This is a genomic window from Micromonospora sp. DH13 (genome assembly GCF_020873825.1).
Taxonomy (GTDB): domain Bacteria; phylum Actinomycetota; class Actinomycetes; order Mycobacteriales; family Micromonosporaceae; genus Micromonospora; species Micromonospora haikouensis.
In genome coordinates, this window is the sequence record NZ_JAHWGR010000019.1 from 126,349 (window position 1) to 144,192 (window position 17,844).

Below are 17,844 nucleotides of genomic sequence, written 5' to 3' on the forward strand. Positions count from 1 at the left end.
CCTACCGGGCGGTGGCGCGCAGCTCGACCTTGCGAACCTTGCCGGAGGCCGTCTTGGGCAGGTCGCCGAACTCGATGCGGTCGGGCACCTTGAAGGCGGCCAGGTGGGCCCGCACGTGGGCGCGCAGCGCGTCCGGGTCGGCGGGCGCGCCGGGCCGCAGCGTCACGAAGGCCACCGGCCGCTCGCCCCAGCGCTCGTCGGGCACCGCGACCACCGCGGCCTCCAGCACCGCGGGATGGCTGCACAGCACCGCCTCGACCTCTATGGACGAGATGTTCTCCCCGCCCGAGATGATCACGTCCTTGGCGCGGTCGCGCAGTTGGAGGTAGCCGTCCCGGTGCCGGACCCCGAGGTCGCCGGTGCGGAACCAGCCGCCCGGTCCGGCCTCCCGGGTCGCCGCCTCGTCCCGGTAGTAGCCGAGCATGACGTTGTTGCCGCGGATCGCGACCTCGCCGACCGTCTCGCCGTCGGCGGGGACGTCGTGTCCGTCGGCGTCCAGCACCCGCAGCTCGCACGAGACCACGTTGGCCACGCCCTGCCGGGCGCGCAGCGCCGCCTGCTCCGCAGCCGGCCGGTCATCCCACTCCGGCCGCCAGTCGCAGATCGCCGCCGGGCCGAAGGTCTCGGTCAGTCCGTAGAGGTGCGTGACGTCGAAGCCGAGCGTCGCGCACCGGCGCAGCAGGCTGGGCGACGGCGGCGCGCCGCCGACCGCGACCGTGACCTGCCGGCCCGCGACGGCGCCGGCCGCGTCCGCCTCGGCGAGGGACACAAGCACCGTGGGCGCGGCGCACAGCATGGTGACCCGCTCGTCGCGGATCAGTTCCCAGACCCGATCCGGCGCGACCCTGGGCAGGCAGACGTGGGTGCCACCGGCCGCGGTCACCGCCCAGGTGAAGCACCAGCCGTTGCAGTGGAACATCGGCAGCGTCCACAGGTGGACGGTGCCGGCGCCCAGTCCGAAGTGAGCGACCATCGCCAGCGACTGGAGGTAGGCGCCCCGGTGGTGGTACATCACCCCCTTGGGGCGGCCGGTGGTGCCGCTGGTGTAGTTCAACGCCATCAGCGCCCGCTCGTCGGTCACCGGCACCCGGCGCGGCGCTGCGGCGGCGAGCAGCCGCTCGTACTCCGCGCCGCCGTCGACCAGCCGCACCCCGGGCAGCGCCCGGACGATCGTGGCGGCGAACCCGGCGAGATCCGGGTCGTGCAGCAGGACCCGGCAGCCGGCGTGGTCGAGGATGTAGCGCAGTTCGTCGGCGGAGAGCCGGGTGTTCAGCGTGACGAGGACCGCGCCGCCGTAGAGGACCCCGAAGTGCGCCTCCAGCATGAGGTGCGTGTTCGGTGCCAGGACGGCGACCCGGTCACCCGGCCGGACGCCGAGGTCGGCCAGCGCACCGGCCAGGCGCAGGCACCGGTCGTGGAACTGGTGGTACGTCAGCCGTAGCGCGCCGTCGACCACCGCCAACCGGTCGGCGTGCACCGCCGCGGCCCGGTCGAGGAAGGCGGTCGGGGTCAGGGGTTCGAAGCTGAGGCTGCTGTGGGGCCCGTCCCGGTCGGCACGGCCCGCTCGGGCGCTGCTCGCCATAACAGAGGGTTCCGTCTCGCTCGGCTGGAGAGTCCGGCCATTGTTTCCACCTGTTCCATATGCTGTCAACAGGTTCAAATATGTGAACCGTCCTGGTGGTGCCCCGCGATCCGCAGGGCCATCTCCCCGTACTGGCGGACGACCTCGTCCTCGGTGAACTCGCCGTCGGGCCGGAACCACATCGCCACGCCGATGCCCATGTCGAGAATCGCGTACGAGGCGAGCCGGGCCGACGGGACCCGGAACCGGCCGAGGTCGACGCCGTCGGTGATGAGCTGACGCAGCCGCCGCTCGTAGGTGGCGCGCCGGTCGAGAACGTCGCTGCGGTGCGGCTCGTCCAGGCTGTTGATCTCCCGGTTGCCGACGAACGCCTCCGCCGCATGCCGGGCGTGGTATCGCACGTGGGCCTCGGCGGCCCGGCGCAGCCGGCTCTCGACGTCGGTGCCGCCATCCAGGGCGACCTGCTGGTCCTCCAGCAGTGCCGTCATGGTGCGCAGCATGATCCCGGCGAGCAGGTCCTGCTTCGAGCGCACGTGCTTGTACACGCTGGGGCCTCGAATTCCGGCGCGTTCGCCGATCTCGTCCATGGTGGTGAGCTGGTAGCCGCGGGCGGCGAACAGGTCGAGCGCCGCGGCCCGGACCCGCTCGCCCCGATCCGGCCGCCCGCCCGCAGGGGTGGGGGCGGGGCCGTGCGGGCGTGCCTGGTCGTCCATCTTCCGGGATTCCACCGGCACATGTTGACACGCCTGCGCGGGACTGCTTCCCTGGATCGGCTAGTGAGCGTTAGCTCAGGTTGATGGCATCGGAGGCAGCCATGGCCGTGGATCTCACCCCCGACGACGCGGCCCGCACCGTCGCCGAACGCACCCGGGCGTTCGTCCGGGGCACGGTGCTCGCCGTCGAGCGCGAGCACCGGGGCAGCGCCCATGCGCTGCCGGAGCAGGTGCGGCGCGATCTGCAGGCCGCGGCGAGACAGGCGGGCGTCTTCTGCCCGCACCTGCCCCCGCGGTGGGGCGGCCTGGGCATCGACCGGCGCGGGCAGGCGCTCGTGTTCGAGGAGGCCGGCTACTCGCTGTTCGGCCCGCTGGCGCTCAACATCGCGGCCCCCGACGAGGGCAACATGCACCTGCTGGCGGCGGTGGCCGACCCCGACCAGCAGGAGCGCTACCTCCGCCCGCTCGCGGCCGGGCTGATCCGCTCCTGCTTCGCCATGACCGAGCCGGCGCCGGGGGCGGGATCCGACCCGAGCGCGCTCGCCACCACGGCCCGCCCGGTGTCGGGTGGGTGGGTCCTGAACGGGCGCAAGTGGTTCACCACCGGCGCCGACGGGGCGGCGTTCGCCATCGTCATGGCCCGCACGTCCGGCCAGCCCGGCGACCGGGGTGGGGCGACGATGTTCCTGGTCGACACCGACGCCCCCGGGCTGGAGCTGGTCCGGACGATCGAGACCCTCGACGAGGCGATGGTCGGCGGGCACGGCGAGTTCGTGCTACAGGACTGCTTCGTCCCGGCCGACCGGGTCCTCGGCGCGGTGGACCAGGGGTTCGACAACGCCCAGGTCCGGCTCGCGCCGGCACGCCTGACGCACTGCATGCGGTGGCTCGGCCTGGCCCGCCACGCCCAGGACATCGCGCTGGACCGCGCGGCCGACCGGCGGGCCTTCGGGTCGGCGCTGGCCGACCTGGGCATGATCCAGCAGATGCTCGCCGACAGCGAGATCGAGATCGAGGCCAGCCGCGCCCTCATCCTGCGGGCGGCGTGGGAGCTCGACTCCGGGGGCCGCGCCGCGCAGTCCACCTCCGTCGCGAAGGCGTTCGTCGCGGAGGCGGTGTGGCGGATCGTCGACCGGTCGCTGCAGATCTGCGGCTCCCTCGGCGTCTCGGGCGACCTCATGCTCGGGCGCTACCTGCGGGAGGTGCGTCCGTTCCGGATCTACGACGGGCCGAGCGAGACCCATCGCTGGGCGATCTCCCGCCGGGCGGTCAAGCGCCGGGTCCAGGAGCGCGACGCGGCGGTGCGGGGAGCGCTGCCGGCATGACCGCCGACCTGCGTTCGCTGGACCTGCCCGCGCTGGAGGCGTACCTGGCCGACCGCATCCCGGGCCTCACCGAGGGCCTGCGGGTGGACTTCGTGGACGGTGGGCGTTCCAACCTGACGTACGCCGTCCACGCCGGCGACCGGTCGTGGGCGCTTCGGCGTCCTCCGTTCGGCACCATCGCGCCCTCGGCGAACGACATCCACCGCGAGTTCCGGGTCACCGCCGCCCTGGCCGGCTCGACCGTTCCGGTCGCGGCACCCGTGCTGTACTGCGCGGACCCGGCCGTGATCGGGGCGCCGTTCAGCCTCGCGGCCTGGGTGGACGGCGTGGTGATCCGCGACCCCGGGCAACTCGCCGTCCTCGCGCCGTCGACCGTGCGCGCCGTCGGGCGTTCGATGGTCGACCTGTTGCTGCGGCTGCACTCCGTGGCGCCCGCGAGCGTCGGCCTCGACGCCTTCGGCCGACCGGAGGGCTTCCTGCTGCGACAGGTGCACCGCTGGAAGCGGCAGTGGGACGTCGTGGCGACCCGGCCGTCCGCCGACGCCGACGAACTGCACCGACGCCTGGCGGCCGCCGTGCCGCCGCAGTCCGCGCCGGGCATCGTGCACGGCGACTTCCGGCTGGACAACATCATCTACGCGGCGGACCTGTCCGGGGCGGCCGCGCTGCTCGACTGGGAGATGGCCACGATCGGCGACCCGCTCGCCGACCTGGGTCTGCTGCTGGTCTACACCGACCCGGTGTGCGCGCCCGTGCTGCCGCACGGCTGCCCGGTGACCGGCAGCGACCACTTCCCGACCCGCGACGAGCTGGTGGCGGGCTACGCCGCCGGCACGTCCCGCGACCTCATCCATCTGACCTTCTACGAGGCGCTGGGCTACTACAAGCTGGCCGTGATCGCGGAGGGCGTGCACCGCCGGTTCGTGGAGGGGATGACCGTCGGCTCCGGTTTCGAGACGGTGGGCGGTGCCGTGCCCGGCCTGCTCGCCGCCGGGCTGGCTCGGCTCGGCGGGTGATCCGGGCGCACCTCAGAAGCAGGGGAACGGGATGTTTGCGCTGGCGGTCTCGGCGCCGCTGACGACCGTCACCCGCACGACGGTGTCGGCGTACGCCGTGCAGTATCCGCTGCTCGACGGGCCCTGGTCGGCGTGGAAGACCGTGATCGGGATCAGCGGCTGCCACGTGTAGCGGTAGTCGCCGTCGCCGCCGGTGGCCGACGCGGTGCAGTCGAAGTCGCGCCACTGGCCGATGCCGAACTGTGCCTTGCACCGGCCGTCGACGGTCAGCGTGGTGGTGGCGGCCGGCGCGCCGACCATCGTGCCACCCAGTACGGTCGCGGCCAGGCCGGCGGCGACTGTCGTGATCAGGCTCATCGGGGCCTCCGATCGACATGCGTTCACGTCCGGACGGTGTGGCGCGGCGTGACCGCGCCTGAACCGACCGTACGGCCCGCCAGCCCGGACCGCAGGACGAGCTGCGCTATTCATCGACGTACTCCCATGTAACGATATTGACATCAGATGTCATACGAATTACGTTGGCGATGCTCCCGTCACCCTCCGCCAGGCGGGGGAGCGCACGTGCCGCAGCAGCCCTGCCTGCACCCGGACGGCCCGGTTCTTCAACCCGCATTCCCGAGAGATGGGGAGGACAATGCGAAAGCTAGCCGCTGCCCTCACGGCGCTGGTCACCGCCGCCGCGCTCGTGCTGATCGGGCCGCCGGGACCGGCGTCCGCCGCCCCCTACGTTCCGCAGGGGTCCAACCGGTCCGTGCTCAACTTCAACACCAACTGGCTGTTCTCCGGTGACGTGCCCGGCGGGGCCGGGCAGGCCGTGGGGCTCGACGAGAGCGGCTTCGTCCCCGTGACCCTGCCCTACTTCCGGACCCATCCGCACAAGGGCTTCCCCAAGGGCGACTTCGAGGTGCCCGCCTCGTGGTACCGCCGCCACTTCACGCTGCCCACCCAGTACGCCGGCCGCCGGATCGCCGTCGAGTTCCAGGGCGTCGCGAAGGTCGCCGACGTCTACGTCAACGGCACCTTCGTCGGCCAGCACAAGGGCGCCTACACGTCCTTCACGTACGACGTCACGCCGTACCTCAACATCGGCGGCGCCGACAACGTGATCGCGGTGAAGGTCGACTCCATGACCCGCAACGACATCCCGCCGGAGGGCGGCGCGATTGACTACTACGTCTGGGGCGGGATCGTCCGTGACGTCAACATGATCGTCGCCGACCCCGTGCACGTGGACTGGACGTACCTCACCACGCCGAACACCAACACGGTGAACGCGCGGACCCGGGTGCGCAACGACAGCGCACAGTCCCGGTCGGTCACCGTCGTCACCCAGGTCGTCGACGCCACCAACAACGTCGTGGCCACCGGCACGGCCACCCAGACCATCGGCGCGCAGTCGGCCGTCGAGTTCGCCTACAACACCAGCACGATCGCCAACCCCACCGCCTGGCACCCGGACCGCCCGTACCTCTACACCGTCTACACGCAGGTGCGCGACGGCTCCACCTACGTGGACGAGCACAAGACCCGGATCGGCATCCGGAGCATCCAGTTCAACAAGAGCGACGGCAAGTTCTACATCAACGGCCAGGCGCTGAAGCTGCGCGGGCTCAACCGGCACGAGTCCTACCCCTACATCGGCCGGGCCGCGCCCAACCGGCTCCAGGCCAAGGACGCCGACATCATCAAGTACGAACTCGGCGCGAACATCGTGCGGACCTCGCACTACCCGCAGGATCCGGAGTTCCTCGACCGCGCCGACGAGATCGGTCTGCTGGTGATGGAGGAGATCCCCGGCTGGCAGCACATCGGCAACACCGCGTGGCAGGACATCGCGGTGGAGAACGTCCGCGAGATGGTGATGCGCGACCGTAACCACCCGTCGGTCGTGCTGTGGGGGGTGCGGATCAACGAGTCCGGCGACAACCACAACTTCTACACCCGCACCAACAACCTGGCCCGGCAGCTCGACCCGTCGCGTCCCACCGGCGGCGTGCGCAACTTCAAGGGCAGCGAGCTGCTGGAGGACGTCTACACCTACAACGACTTCTCCGGCACCGCGGAAGCGCCGACCGTGCTGCCGTGGCTGGTCACCGAGGCGGTCGGGCACACCTCCCCGCACAAGTCGTGGGACCCGGAGCAGACGCAGGTCAACACGATGCGGGTGCACCTGAACGTGCAGAACACCGCCGCCGGCAGGTCGAACATGGCCGGCGCGCTGGGCTGGGCGGCCTTCGACTACAACACCACGTTCGTGACCCCGCCGTCCTGCCAGGACTACACCTGCTACCACGGCGTCTCGGACATCTTCCGGATCCCGAAGATCGCCGCCGCCGCGTACGCCTCGCAGCGCGACCCGGCGTTGTACGGGCCGTACGTGTCGATCGCCAGCCAGTGGACGCCCGGCGTCTCCAGCGGCACCGTCTACGTCGGCGGCAACTGCCAGCAGGTCGAGCTGTTCGTCAACGGCGCGTCCCGCGGGCGCATCAACCCCAACGCGTACACGAGCCTGCCGCACCCGATGTTCCAGTTCACCGGGATCACCGTGAGCAGCGGGCAACTGCGGGCCGACTGCTGGATCGGCGGGCAGGTCGTGGCCACCGACACCCGGCACACCCCGGGCGCGGCGACCCGGCTGACGCTGACGGCCGACGACTCCGCGATCAAGGCCGACGGCGGGGACATGACCCGCGTCGTGGTCAAGGCCCTCGACAGCAACAACCAGGTGGTACCCACCAACAGCGCCCCCGTGTCGTTCACCGTCACCGGGCCCGGGGCGGTCGTGGGGGAGAGCCCGCTGGCCCTGGAGGCCGGCACCGGCGCGGTGTACCTCAAGAGCGCGCTGGGCCAGACCGGCGCGGTGACGCTGACGGCGTCGGCGCCGGGCCTGACGTCGGCGAACGTCACCGTGAACACGACCGCGTTCACCGACCCGATCGTGCCGACCAGCGGCGCGTACACGTTCGGCTTCCCGGTCGACGTCAATGACCGGCAGAGCTTCACCTACGCGGGGAGCTGGCAGGCCGTCGGGGACAACCAGACCTTCAGCAAGGACTACACCCGCAGCGGCACGGCCGGTGACACGGCCACCCTCACCGTCACCGGCAACCGCGTGGTGCTGTTCGGGGTGCAGGACCCGTCGCACGGCTCGGCCGCCGTCTCGGTCGACGGCGGCCCGGAGCAGACGGTCAGCTTCCAGGCGTCCGCCCGTCGCGGCAACGTGGCGCTCTTCAACAGCGGCACCCTCACCCAGGGGCAGCACGTCGTGCGGGTGCGGGTCGTCGGCAACGGCTCCGTCGCGCTGGACCGGGCGACCGTCGTGTCGGCCGCGCCGGCCGTGGTGGCGCCGCCGCCCCCGGCGAACGGCGGCAACGGCCAGCAGGGCACCATCGTCGGCACCCAGTCCAACCGCTGCGTGGACGTGCCGAACTCGACGACGACCAACGGCACCCAGGTGCAGCTCTTCGACTGCGGCGGCGGCAGCAACCAGCGGTGGACCTACACGTCGAGCCGCCAGCTCCAGGTGTACGGCAACAAGTGCCTGGACGCCTACGGCCAGGGCATTAGCAACGGCACCACGGTCGTGATCTGGGACTGCAACGGCGGCAGCAACCAGCAGTGGAACGTCAACGCCAACGGCAGCATCACGGGCGTCGCGTCGGGGCTCTGCCTGGATGCCAGCGGCGCCGCCACCGCCAACGGCACGAAGATCGTCCTGTGGTCGTGCAACGGCGGCGCGAACCAGCAGTGGAGCCTGAAGACCTCCTAGCCGCCCGCCACCCCGGATCCGGGCCAGCCCGCGCACCTGCGGGCTGGCCCGTCGTCCGGCCGGTGGCCCGCGGTCGCCGCTCACCCGGTGCGAGGGTGGAGTCACGCTGCGCGGCGACTCGCCCGACACATCATCTGGTGTTGCCATCTTCGCCTTGCGCCCATATATGGTGTCACCCGTAGCTGGTTCGGCCATCGGTCCACGATGGTCGAGGCAAGAGGGAACCCGGTGTGATTCCGGGGCTGCCCCGCAGCGGTGAGTGGGAACGACCGCCGTCAACGAAGCACTGGGTCCGGCCGGGCCTGGGAAGCGACGGCCAGTAGGCACCGAGCACGACGCCCGCGAGTCCGAAGACCTGCCAGCGTGCCGCACGCGACGCGTGCGGCGGTCGAAGGCCGCGTGGGACGGCCGACGCCATCAGCCGGCAGCGGCGGCGGGTTGTGCCGTCGCGGGTGTCCGGCGGCGTCCTCCCGCGCGCCCTCGACCTCGGGGACGGGCTTGAGGAGGGCGAACATGAGCGCGACGCGCGAGCAGGCGAGGCCGGGGCAACGCCGGCACGTCATGCAGGTCCGTAAGCGGGACGGCGACACCGAGCCGGTGGACGTCAACAAGATCGTCGAAGCGGTGCAGCGCTGGGTCGCCGACCTGGACGAGGTCGACCCGCTGCGGGTGGCGACGAAGACGATCAGCGGCCTGTACGACGGGGCGACCACGGCCGAGCTGGACAAGCTGTCGATCCAGACGGCGGCGGAGCTGATCGGCGAGGAACCGCAGTACTCGAAGCTGGCGGCGCGGCTGCTGGCCGCGTACGTGGCCGAGGAGGTCCGCGGGCAGGAGGTGGACAGCTTCAGCCAGTCCATCCGGTACGCCCACGGCCTGGGCCTGATCGGCGACGGCACGGCCGCCTTCGTGGCCGCCCACGCCCGCGAGCTGGACGACGCCGTCGACCCGGCCGGGGACCTGCGGTTCGAGTACTTCGGCCTGCGCACGGTCGCCGACCGTTACCTGCTGCGGCACCCGCAGACCCGGCTCGTGGTGGAGACGCCGCAGTACTGGCTGCTGCGGGTGGCCTGCGGGCTGTCGCAGACGGCGGGGGAGGCGGTCGACTTCTACCGCCTGATGTCCACCCTGGCGTACCTGCCCAGCTCGCCGACGCTGTTCAACTCCGGCACCCGGCACACCCAGATGTCGTCGTGCTTCCTGGTCGACTCGCCGCGCGACGAACTCGACTCCATCTACGAGCGCTACCACCAGGTGGCGAAGCTGTCGAAGTTCTCCGGCGGCATCGGCATCTCCTGGTCGCGGGTGCGCGGCCGGGGCGCGTTGATCCGGGGCACCAACGGGCGCTCGAACGGGATCGTGCCGTTTCTCAAGACGCTCGACGCCGGGGTTGCGGCGGTCAACCAGGGCGGCCGGCGCAAGGGCGCGGCCTGCGTCTACCTGGAGCCGTGGCACCCGGACATCGAGGAGTTCCTGGAGCTGCGGGACAACACCGGCGAGGAGTCCCGGCGCACCCACAACCTGAACCTGGCCAACTGGATCCCGGACGAGTTCATGCGCCGGGTCGAGGCCGACGGCGACTGGTCGCTGATCGACCCGTCCGACGCCCCCGAGCTGCCCGACCTGTACGGCGAGGCGTTCGACTCCGCGTACCGGGCGGCGGAGAAGAAGGCCGTCCGCACGGTCCGGGCCCGCGACCTGTACGGGCGGATGATGCGCACGCTCGCGCAGACCGGCAACGGGTGGATGACGTTCAAGGACGCGTCCAACCGGCTGTCCAACCAGACCGGCGAGCCGGGCAACGTGATCCACCTGTCGAACCTGTGCACCGAGATCCTGGAGGTCAACGACGACGCCGAGACGGCGGTGTGCAACCTCGGCTCGGTCAACCTGGGTGCACACGTGGGTGCCGACGGCGTCGACTGGGACCGGCTGCGCGCGACCGTCCGCACGGCGGTGGTGTTCCTCGACCGGGTGATCGACATCAACTACTACCCGGCCGAGCAGGCGGCGGCGTCTAACCCGCGCTGGCGGCCGGTCGGGCTCGGGCTGATGGGCTTGCAGGACGCGCTGTTCACCCTGCGCCTGCCGTTCGACTCGCCCGAGGCCCGCGAGCTGTCGACCCGGGTGCAGGAGGAGATCTTCCTGACCGCGCTGGAGACCTCCGCCGGGCTCGCCGAGCGGTTCGGCCCGCACCCGGCGTACGCCCAGACCCGGGCCGCCAAGGGCGAGCTGCACCCGGACCTGTGGGGAGCGCGGGTCACACAGCCGTCGCGGTGGGCCGCGCTGCGCGCGCGGATCGCCGCGCACGGCCTGCGCAACTCGCTGCTGGTCGCGATCGCGCCGACCGCCACCATCGCCTCGATCGCCGGCTGCTACGAGTGCATCGAGCCCCAGGTGTCCAACCTGTTCAAGCGCGAGACCATGTCCGGCGAGTTCCTCCAGGTCAACACGTACCTGGTCCGTGAGCTGAAGGCGCGCGGGCTGTGGACCCCGGCGATCCGCGAGCGGATCAAGCGGGACGAGGGCTCGGTGCAGGGCGTCACCGAGCTGCCCGAGGCGGTGCGGAGCCTGTTCCGCACGGCGTGGGAGCTGCCGCAGCGCGCGCTGATCGACCTGGCCGCCGCCCGCGCCCCGTACGTCGACCAGTCGCAGTCGCTCAACCTGTTCCTGAGCGCGCCGACCATCGGCAAGCTCTCCTCGATGTACCTGTACGCCTGGAAGTCCGGGCTCAAGACCACCTACTACCTGCGCTCGCGTCCCGCGACCCGCATCCAGCAGGCCACCGTCGCGGTCACCCCGGCCGCCGGGCCGGTCGTCGCCGTGAGCGCCGACGAGGCGCTGGCCTGCTCCCTGGAGAACCCCGAGAGCTGCGAGGCGTGCCAGTGACGACCGTTTCCGAACCCCGCTCCACCGCCGGCCAGCGGCACCTGCTGCTCGACCCCGGGATGGACCTGACCCTGCGGCCGATGCGCTACCCCCGGTTCTTCGACCGGTTCAAGGACGCGATCAAGAACACCTGGACCGTCGAGGAGGTCGACCTGCACTCCGACCTCGCCGACCTCGCCCGGCTCTCCCCGGCGGAGCAGCACCTGGTGTCCCGGCTGGTCGCGTTCTTCGCCACCGGCGACACGATCGTCGCCAACAACCTCGTGCTCAACCTCTACCAGCACGTCAACTCCCCGGAGGGCCGGCTCTACCTGTCCCGGCAGCTGTTCGAGGAGGCGGTGCACGTCCAGTTCTACCTCAACCTGCTGGACACCTACGTGCCGGACGAGCGGGAACGGTTCGCGGCGTTCGCGGCGGTGGAGAACATCCCGTCGATCGCCCGCAAGGCCGAGTTCTGCTTCACCTGGATCAACTCGATCCACGACCTGCGGGAGCTGCGGACGCGCGAGGACCGGCGGGCGTTCCTGCTCAACCTGATCTGCTTCGCCGCCTGCATCGAGGGGCTGTTCTTCTACGGCGCCTTCGCCTACGTGTACTTCCTGCGCTCGCGGGGGCTGCTGCACGGGCTGGCGTCCGGCACCAACTGGGTGTTCCGCGACGAGTCGATGCACATGGAGTTCGCCTTCGACGTGGTGGACACCGTACGCGCCGAGGAGCCGGAGCTGTTCGACGCGGAGCTGGAACGGCAGGTGCGGCAGATGCTGGCCGAGGCCGTGGAGTGCGAGGTGCAGTTCGCCGCCGACCTGCTGGAGCAGGGGGTGTCCGGGCTGTCGCTGGTCGACATGCGCGAGTACCTGCAGCACGTGGCCGACCGGCGGCTGGCCACGCTCGGCATCGAGCCGATGTACCACAGCCGCAACCCGTTCGCGTTCATGGAGCTGCAGGACGTGCAGGAGCTGTCGAACTTCTTCGAACGACGGGTGTCGGCCTACCAGGTGGGGGTGACCGGCACGGTCGGCTTCGACGAGGACTTCTGACCGGGCCTGCGCGGCGGCGACCGCCGCTAGGAGGCGATCGACGGCTGCCGCGGTCGCCGCCGCGCGGGCCGTGCGCTGGACTCCCGCACGACGAGCTCCGGCTGGAAGACCACGTGCCGGTGCTGGTGCTGCCCGGCGTTGTCGACCTCCTCCAGGAGCAACTGGGCGGCCGTGCGGCCGAGCTGCTCGCGGGGCTGCCGCACCGAGGACAGCGGCACCGCCGCGGCGGCCGCGTACTCGATGTCGTCGTAGCCGACGATGGCGATGTCCTGGGGGACCCGGATGCCCTGCCGGGTCAGCTCCTGGAGCACGCCGAGGGCGATCAGGTCGTTGGCGCACATCACGGCGGTGGGCCGGTCGGCCGCGGGCAGGGCGGTGAGCTCGCGGGCGGCGGACCGGCCCGCGCCGACGGTCAGGTTCGGGGTCGTGACGTTGATCAGCTCCGCGTTGCCCTCCAGCGCCTGGGTGACGCCCGCGCGCCGGTCGGCGACCTGCGCGATGCTGAGCGGGCCGCCGACGAAGGCGATCCGCCGGTGCCCCTGCTCGACCAGGTGGTCGCCGGCGAGGCGACCGCCGAGCACGTCGTCGACCGCCACCGAGCACAGGCTGTGTCGGCCGGCTCCCCGGTCCACCAGCACGACGGGGGTGCCCCGGCGGATGAGCTGCTCCAGCCGGGAGCCACGCGAGTCGTCCACGGGGGTGATCAGCACCCCGCGTACGCGCTGCTCCTCCAGCAGCTCCAGGTGCCGGCGCTCGCGCTCGTCGTCGTCGCCGCTGTTGCACACGACGACCATCACGCCGTGCTTGTCGACGGCGGCCTCGGCGCCCCGGATCACGTCGGTGAAGAACGGGTTGGTGACGTCGAGCACCACGATGGCGATCTGGCGGCTGCGCCCGGCGCGGAGCTGCCGCGCCGAGTCGTTGCGGACGTACCCCAGCTCGGCGATGGCGTTCAGGACGCGCCGCCGGGTGGCCTCGGCGACCAGGTCGGGCCGGTTCAGCACGTTGCTCACCGTGCCGATGGACACCCCGGCGTGGCGCGCGACCTCCTTGATGCTGGCCGTCATCGCCCTCGCTCCTCGTCGCCTTGCCAGCCGGTCGCCGTCGGACGGCGGCACCGGTGCGACCCCGGCAGGGAGCCGCCTTCTAAAACGTGTCAACTACGGTCGGGCGGAAAAACGCCGTCCCCCAGGTTACACGCAGGGCGAGTTGGCCGAACTCCTTGACGTGCCGTGCGTGGCGACCTACCGTGAGCGTAACAGGTGTATGAAACGTTTCACGACGTGTTTGCCGAGATCGGAGCGATGGTGGCCAATCCGCTGCTGCCCGGAACGGGCCCGGGATCCCCCGGCGCCCTCGCACCGGGGGAGGCACCCGATGCCTGAGCTGTCCCCAAGCACCCGGGCCCGGGTGGCGGCGGCGCTGCGTGCCCAGCGCATCGAGACGGCCTCTTGGGCGTATGCCAATTCCGGTACGCGGTTCAAGGTGTTCGCGCAGGAGGGTGTGCCGCGGGATCCGTACGAGAAGGTCGCGGATGCGGCTGTCGTGCACCGGTTCACCGGGGTGGCCCCGTCGGTGGCTCTGCACATTCCGTGGGACCGGGTCGACGACTACGCCGACCTGGCCCGCCACGCCAAGGAGCAGGGCGTGGCTCTCGGTGCGGTCAATGCCAACGTCTTCCAGGACGATGACTACAAGTTGGGCAGCGTGACCAACCCCGACCCGGGTGTGCGGCGCAAGGCGGTGGACCATCTGTTGGAGTGCGTGGACGTCATGGACGCCACTGGTTCGCGCGATCTGAAGTTGTGGTTCTCCGATGGCATCAACTATCCGGGTCAGGACGATGTGCGTGCCCGGCAGGATCGTCTCGCGGAGGCGCTGCGGGAGGCGTACGACCGGCTGGGGGACGGGCAGCGGATGTTGGTGGAGTACAAGTTGTTCGAGCCGGCGTTCTATGCCACGGACGTGCCGAACTGGGGCACCGCGTACGCGCATTGCCTCGAACTCGGGCCGAAGGCGCAGGTCGTCATCGACACCGGGCACCACGCCCCTGGAACCAACATCGAGTTCATCGTGGCGATTCTGCTGCGGGCCGGGAAGCTGGGCGGTTTCGACTTCAACTCTCGCTTCTACGCCGACGACGATCTGATGGCCGGCGCAGCGGACCCGTTCCAGCTGTTCCGGATCATGCACGAGATCGTGCTCGCGGACGCTCTGCGTCCGGAGGCGGGTGTCGCGTTCATGCTCGATCAGTGTCACAACATCGAGCCGAAGATTCCGGCGGTCATCCGGTCGGTGATGAATGTGCAGGAGGCCACCGCGAAGGCGCTGCTGGTCGACCGGGCCGCGTTGCGGGCCGCTCAGGACGCCGGTGACGTGCTCGCGGCGAACGCGGTGTTGATGGACGCCTACCACACCGACGTGCGGCCGCTGCTCGCCGAGCTTCGCGCCGACGCGGGTCTGGACCCGGACCCGATGGGCGCATACGCCCGCTCCGGCTACTTCGAGAAGATCCGCGCCGAACGGGCCGGCGGACAGCAGGCCGGCTGGGGTGCCTGACACCGGCGGGGCCGACGAACTGGCGTGGGGGGACCGGGAGTCGGCCGAACCGTGGCACGACCTCGCGCTGGGGCGGTGGTCGGCCCGGCTCACGGTGCGCGGGATCGAGGACGTCCGGCTCGACGGGCGGCGGGTGCTCACCCGCGTCCTGCACACCGTGCGGGCCACCGACTGGTCGACCGAGCGGGCGGCGCTGACGTACACCCTCGCCCCGTCCGGCCGGGACGGGCCCGCCGCCACGTTCACGGCGCGCTACCCGGGGCACGGTCTCGACCTGCGCGGCGAGATCCGGGCCGTCCCCGACGGCTTCGACGTCGCGTTCGAGTCCCGGCCCGCCGGCACCCGCACGGTGCGGGTCAACCGGGTCGGCCCGGCCGTCCTGCACCCCGGGGACCAGGCCGGACGCCCGGTGCGCGGGCACCCGGGCGGGCTCCCGGCCGGGTTCGCGTTTCCCCGGCACGTCGCCCGGTCGCCGGTGTTCGCCGCCGGCGCTCGGATGGAGCTGGACCTCGCCCCCACCGGCGTCGTGCTGGAACTCGACGGCGGCGAGTTCGAGGTGGAGGACCACCGCGACTGGTCCGACGACGGCTTCAAGACCTACACGCCGCCGCTGGCCGCGCCCCGTCCGATCGTCCTGCGCCCCGGCGACGTGCTGCGCCACCGGCTCCGGATCACCGCCGCTCCAACCGCCCCGGGGCCGGCCCGCGCCCGCCCCCGCCGGCCCGACGTGGCCACCCCGGCCGGCGTCATGCCTCCGCTGGGGCTGCAGCACTCCGGGGGAGCGCTTCCGTCGGCCGCCCTCGCGGCCGTCGCCGAGCTGCGGCCGGCCTTCCTCCACCTGACCACCGACCTCGCTCACCCCCGGTGGCGGGAGCTGCTGGCCGCCGACGCCACGGCAGCCCGTGCCCTGGACGTGCCGGTCGTCCTCACCCTCGTCGCCGACCCCACCGATCCCGGGCCCGCCGCCGAGCTGCCCGGCCTGCTCGACGGCCGGCTGACCACCGTCCTCGCGTTCGACGCGGGCACCGCCCGCACCTCCGCCGCGCTGGTGCGCGCCCTGCGCCCCCGCCTCGGCGCGGGCGTGACGATCGGCGGCGGCAGCCGCGCCCACCTGGCCGCCCTGCTCGCCGCGCCGCCGGTCGACGAGCTGGACGTCGTCACGTTCCCGATCGCGTCCTGCGCGCACGACGTCGACCGGGCCGCCGTGCGATCGTCGCTCGACAGCCACCCCGCCGTGCTGGCCGCCGCCACCGAGTTGGCGGGCGGCCGGCCGCTGTTGGTCGGCCCGGTCGGTCACCTGCCGTACTGGGACTCGTGGGGGGCGGCCACGCCCGGCCCCGCGTACGGCTGGGGGCCGGGGCTCGCCCGGCAGCGGTCGGTGTTCCATGCCGCCTGGACGGTGGCCGCGCTCGCCGGCTTCGCCGCCGCCGGGGTGGCCCGCGTGTCGCTGTGCCACACCACCGGCCTGCGCGGCGTCGGCGAGCCGGCCGGCGACGCGTTCGCCGCGTACCCCTTGTGGTTCGCGCTGCGGGAGCTGGCCGGCACGGCCGGCTGGCGGCGGCTGCCCGGGACGCCGCCGCCGGGCACCACCGGGCTGCGGCTGCGCGGCCCGGCCGGCGGGCTGGACCTGCTGGCCTGCCTCGCCGACGACCCGCCCGCCAGCGGTTTCCCGCCCACCGCCGAGGTGCTGCACGCCGTGGCCGGCACGCTGCGCCGCGAACCGGCCCGCACCGCCGGCACGCCCACCCCCTGCGTGGTGGTCGACCGGCAGCCACGAGGAGGACAACCATGAGGTACGCGCTGCTCGGCCCGTCCGGTATCCGGGTCTCCCGGATCGCCCTGGGCACGGCGACCTTCGGCGTGGCGCCCGACGCCACCCGCGCCGACGCCGTCGTCGGCGCCGCCCTCGACGCCGGCATCAACCTGGTCGACACCGCCAACGCGTACGGCAACCTGCCGCACTTCGACCGCCCCGGCGTGCCCCCGGCGGCCGAGCGGGAGTCGGCGGAGGAGATCCTCGGCCGGGCCCTGGCCGGCCGCCGCGACGACGTGGTGCTGTGCACCAAGGCGCAGGAGCCGGTCGGCCCGGGCGTCAACGACCGGGGACTGTCCCGCCGGCACCTGTTCGCCCAGCTCGACCGCAGCCTGCGCCGGCTGCGCACCGACCACGTCGACGTCTTCTACGCCCACCATCCCGACCCGGCCACCCCGTTGGAGACCACCCTCGCCGCGCTGGACGACCTGGTCCGCGCCGGCAAGGCCCGGCACTGTGCGCTGTCGACGTTCCCGGCCTGGCAGACCGTGCACGCGCTGTGGATCTGCGACGACCGGCGGCTGCACCCACCCGTCGCCCTCCAGGTGCGCTACCACCTGTTCGCGCGGGGCGTGGAGGCGGAGATCGTCCCCCTCGCCGACAGGTTCGGGCTGTCGGTGGTGGCGTTCAGCCCGCTCGCCGGGGGGCTGCTCGCCGGGGCGGCGGCCCGCACCAGGGCGCACGCGGGGGAGTCCCGGTGGGGCGGCGGCGCGTTCACCCCGTCCCAGCAGGCCGCCGCCGCGCAGGTGGAGGAGATCGCCGCCGCCGCCGGGCACCGCGCCGACGAGCTGGCCGTCGCCTGGCTGCTGTCCCGGCCCACGGTGGCCGCCGCGATCGTCGGCGCGGAGAACCCCGAGGAGGTGGCCGCCGCCGGTCGCGCTGCCGCCCTGATCCCGGACGCGGAGGTGCTGGCCCGCCTCGACGCGATCGACGTGGCCGAGATCCGCGAGCCGAAGCCCCGGACGGCTCGGCCCACCGCACCGGGCCTCTGACCGACCCTCGACCACGTGTCGCGCCCGCCGGGGCGGGGCGTGCGGCGGGGCGGTCGGGTCGAGCCAGTCGCCGAGCTGGTAGCCGCTGTCCCACAGGTGGTCCGCGCCGGCCCGCTGGTCGACCAGGTCGACGAACGCCTTCGCGC

The 17,844-nt window shown here is 72.4% G+C and carries 12 protein-coding genes and 1 riboswitch; of the genes, 8 read left to right on the top strand and 4 right to left on the bottom strand.

Features of this window, described 5'->3' with window-relative positions; translation table 11 throughout:
• Window position 1 precedes the first annotated feature (1 nt).
• Window positions 2–1,582, bottom strand: a complete 1,581-nt coding sequence (locus LPA42_RS19345) for a long-chain-fatty-acid--CoA ligase (RefSeq protein ID WP_077939661.1) — start codon at window positions 1,580–1,582, stop codon at window positions 2–4.
• Window positions 1,583–1,656: 74 nt separating this feature from the next.
• Entirely contained in the window at window positions 1,657–2,310 is a 654-nt protein-coding gene (locus LPA42_RS19350; protein WP_198956728.1) for a TetR/AcrR family transcriptional regulator, read from the bottom strand.
• Window positions 2,311–2,396: 86 nt separating this feature from the next.
• Between LPA42_RS19350 and LPA42_RS19355 the strand changes: the two genes are divergently transcribed.
• Both LPA42_RS19355 and LPA42_RS19360 read left to right on the top strand, forming a co-directional pair.
• Window positions 2,397–3,620 (top strand): acyl-CoA dehydrogenase family protein, encoded by a 1,224-nt coding sequence (locus LPA42_RS19355; protein WP_077939663.1) that lies wholly within the window; start codon window positions 2,397–2,399, stop codon window positions 3,618–3,620.
• The gene (locus LPA42_RS19360) at window positions 3,617–4,636 is read left to right on the top strand and encodes a phosphotransferase family protein (protein ID WP_077939664.1); all 1,020 of its coding nucleotides are present in this window, start codon (window positions 3,617–3,619) and stop codon (window positions 4,634–4,636) included. The genes LPA42_RS19355 and LPA42_RS19360 overlap by 4 nt, the downstream gene beginning before the upstream one ends.
• Before the next feature lie 12 nt (window positions 4,637–4,648).
• On the opposite strand, the gene LPA42_RS19365 is transcribed toward LPA42_RS19360, so the two are convergent.
• Window positions 4,649–4,993 (bottom strand): hypothetical protein, encoded by a 345-nt coding sequence (locus tag LPA42_RS19365; protein ID WP_077939665.1) that lies wholly within the window; start codon window positions 4,991–4,993, stop codon window positions 4,649–4,651.
• Window positions 4,994–5,273: 280 nt separating this feature from the next.
• Between LPA42_RS19365 and LPA42_RS19370 the strand changes: the two genes are divergently transcribed.
• The 3 genes from LPA42_RS19370 (at window position 5,274) to LPA42_RS19380 (ending at window position 12,334) form a co-directional block, all read left to right on the top strand.
• Window positions 5,274–8,408, top strand: coding sequence for a glycoside hydrolase family 2 TIM barrel-domain containing protein (locus LPA42_RS19370; protein WP_158229489.1), 3,135 nt, complete (start codon window positions 5,274–5,276; stop codon window positions 8,406–8,408).
• Between the two features lie 166 nt (window positions 8,409–8,574).
• Window positions 8,575–8,786: riboswitch (cobalamin riboswitch) on the top strand.
• A 135-nt stretch (window positions 8,787–8,921) separates the two neighbouring features.
• Entirely contained in the window at window positions 8,922–11,297 is a 2,376-nt protein-coding gene (locus tag LPA42_RS19375) for a ribonucleoside-diphosphate reductase subunit alpha (protein WP_077939667.1), read from the top strand.
• A gap of 59 nt (window positions 11,298–11,356) precedes the next feature.
• Window positions 11,357–12,334, top strand: a complete 978-nt coding sequence (locus tag LPA42_RS19380; protein WP_228986740.1) for a ribonucleotide-diphosphate reductase subunit beta — start codon at window positions 11,357–11,359, stop codon at window positions 12,332–12,334.
• 26 nt (window positions 12,335–12,360) lie between these two features.
• On the opposite strand, the gene LPA42_RS19385 is transcribed toward LPA42_RS19380, so the two are convergent.
• On the bottom strand, window positions 12,361–13,401 hold the full coding sequence (locus LPA42_RS19385; RefSeq protein WP_077939669.1) for a LacI family DNA-binding transcriptional regulator: 1,041 nt from the start codon (window positions 13,399–13,401) through the stop codon (window positions 12,361–12,363).
• A 310-nt stretch (window positions 13,402–13,711) separates the two neighbouring features.
• Here LPA42_RS19385 and rhaI point away from each other — a divergent pair, with 310 nt between their 5' ends.
• The 3 genes from rhaI to LPA42_RS19400 are packed head-to-tail and all read left to right on the top strand — an operon-like array spanning window position 13,712 to window position 17,698.
• Complete coding sequence (gene rhaI, locus LPA42_RS19390) at window positions 13,712–14,893, top strand: L-rhamnose isomerase (protein WP_077939670.1); 1,182 nt, start codon at window positions 13,712–13,714, stop codon at window positions 14,891–14,893.
• Entirely contained in the window at window positions 14,886–16,685 is a 1,800-nt protein-coding gene (locus LPA42_RS19395; RefSeq protein WP_077939671.1) for a hypothetical protein, read from the top strand. The genes rhaI and LPA42_RS19395 overlap by 8 nt, the downstream gene beginning before the upstream one ends.
• The gene (locus LPA42_RS19400; RefSeq protein ID WP_077939672.1) at window positions 16,682–17,698 is read left to right on the top strand and encodes an aldo/keto reductase; all 1,017 of its coding nucleotides are present in this window, start codon (window positions 16,682–16,684) and stop codon (window positions 17,696–17,698) included. Before LPA42_RS19395 ends, LPA42_RS19400 begins: the two co-directional genes overlap by 4 nt.
• Window positions 17,699–17,844: the final 146 nt, after the last annotated feature.

Coding starts and splice junctions, on each gene's coding strand:
- LPA42_RS19360 (WP_077939664.1), top strand. CDS start 3,617: ATGACCGCCGACCTGCGTTCGCTGGACCTGCCCGCGCTGGAGGCGTAC.
- LPA42_RS19355 (WP_077939663.1), top strand. CDS start 2,397: ATGGCCGTGGATCTCACCCCCGACGACGCGGCCCGCACCGTCGCCGAA.
- LPA42_RS19400 (WP_077939672.1), top strand. CDS start 16,682: ATGAGGTACGCGCTGCTCGGCCCGTCCGGTATCCGGGTCTCCCGGATC.
- LPA42_RS19345 (WP_077939661.1), bottom strand. CDS start 1,582: ATGGCGAGCAGCGCCCGAGCGGGCCGTGCCGACCGGGACGGGCCCCAC.
- rhaI (WP_077939670.1), top strand. CDS start 13,712: ATGCCTGAGCTGTCCCCAAGCACCCGGGCCCGGGTGGCGGCGGCGCTG.
- LPA42_RS19370 (WP_158229489.1), top strand. CDS start 5,274: ATGCGAAAGCTAGCCGCTGCCCTCACGGCGCTGGTCACCGCCGCCGCG.
- LPA42_RS19380 (WP_228986740.1), top strand. CDS start 11,357: ATGGACCTGACCCTGCGGCCGATGCGCTACCCCCGGTTCTTCGACCGG.
- LPA42_RS19365 (WP_077939665.1), bottom strand. CDS start 4,993: ATGAGCCTGATCACGACAGTCGCCGCCGGCCTGGCCGCGACCGTACTG.
- LPA42_RS19385 (WP_077939669.1), bottom strand. CDS start 13,401: ATGACGGCCAGCATCAAGGAGGTCGCGCGCCACGCCGGGGTGTCCATC.
- LPA42_RS19375 (WP_077939667.1), top strand. CDS start 8,922: ATGAGCGCGACGCGCGAGCAGGCGAGGCCGGGGCAACGCCGGCACGTC.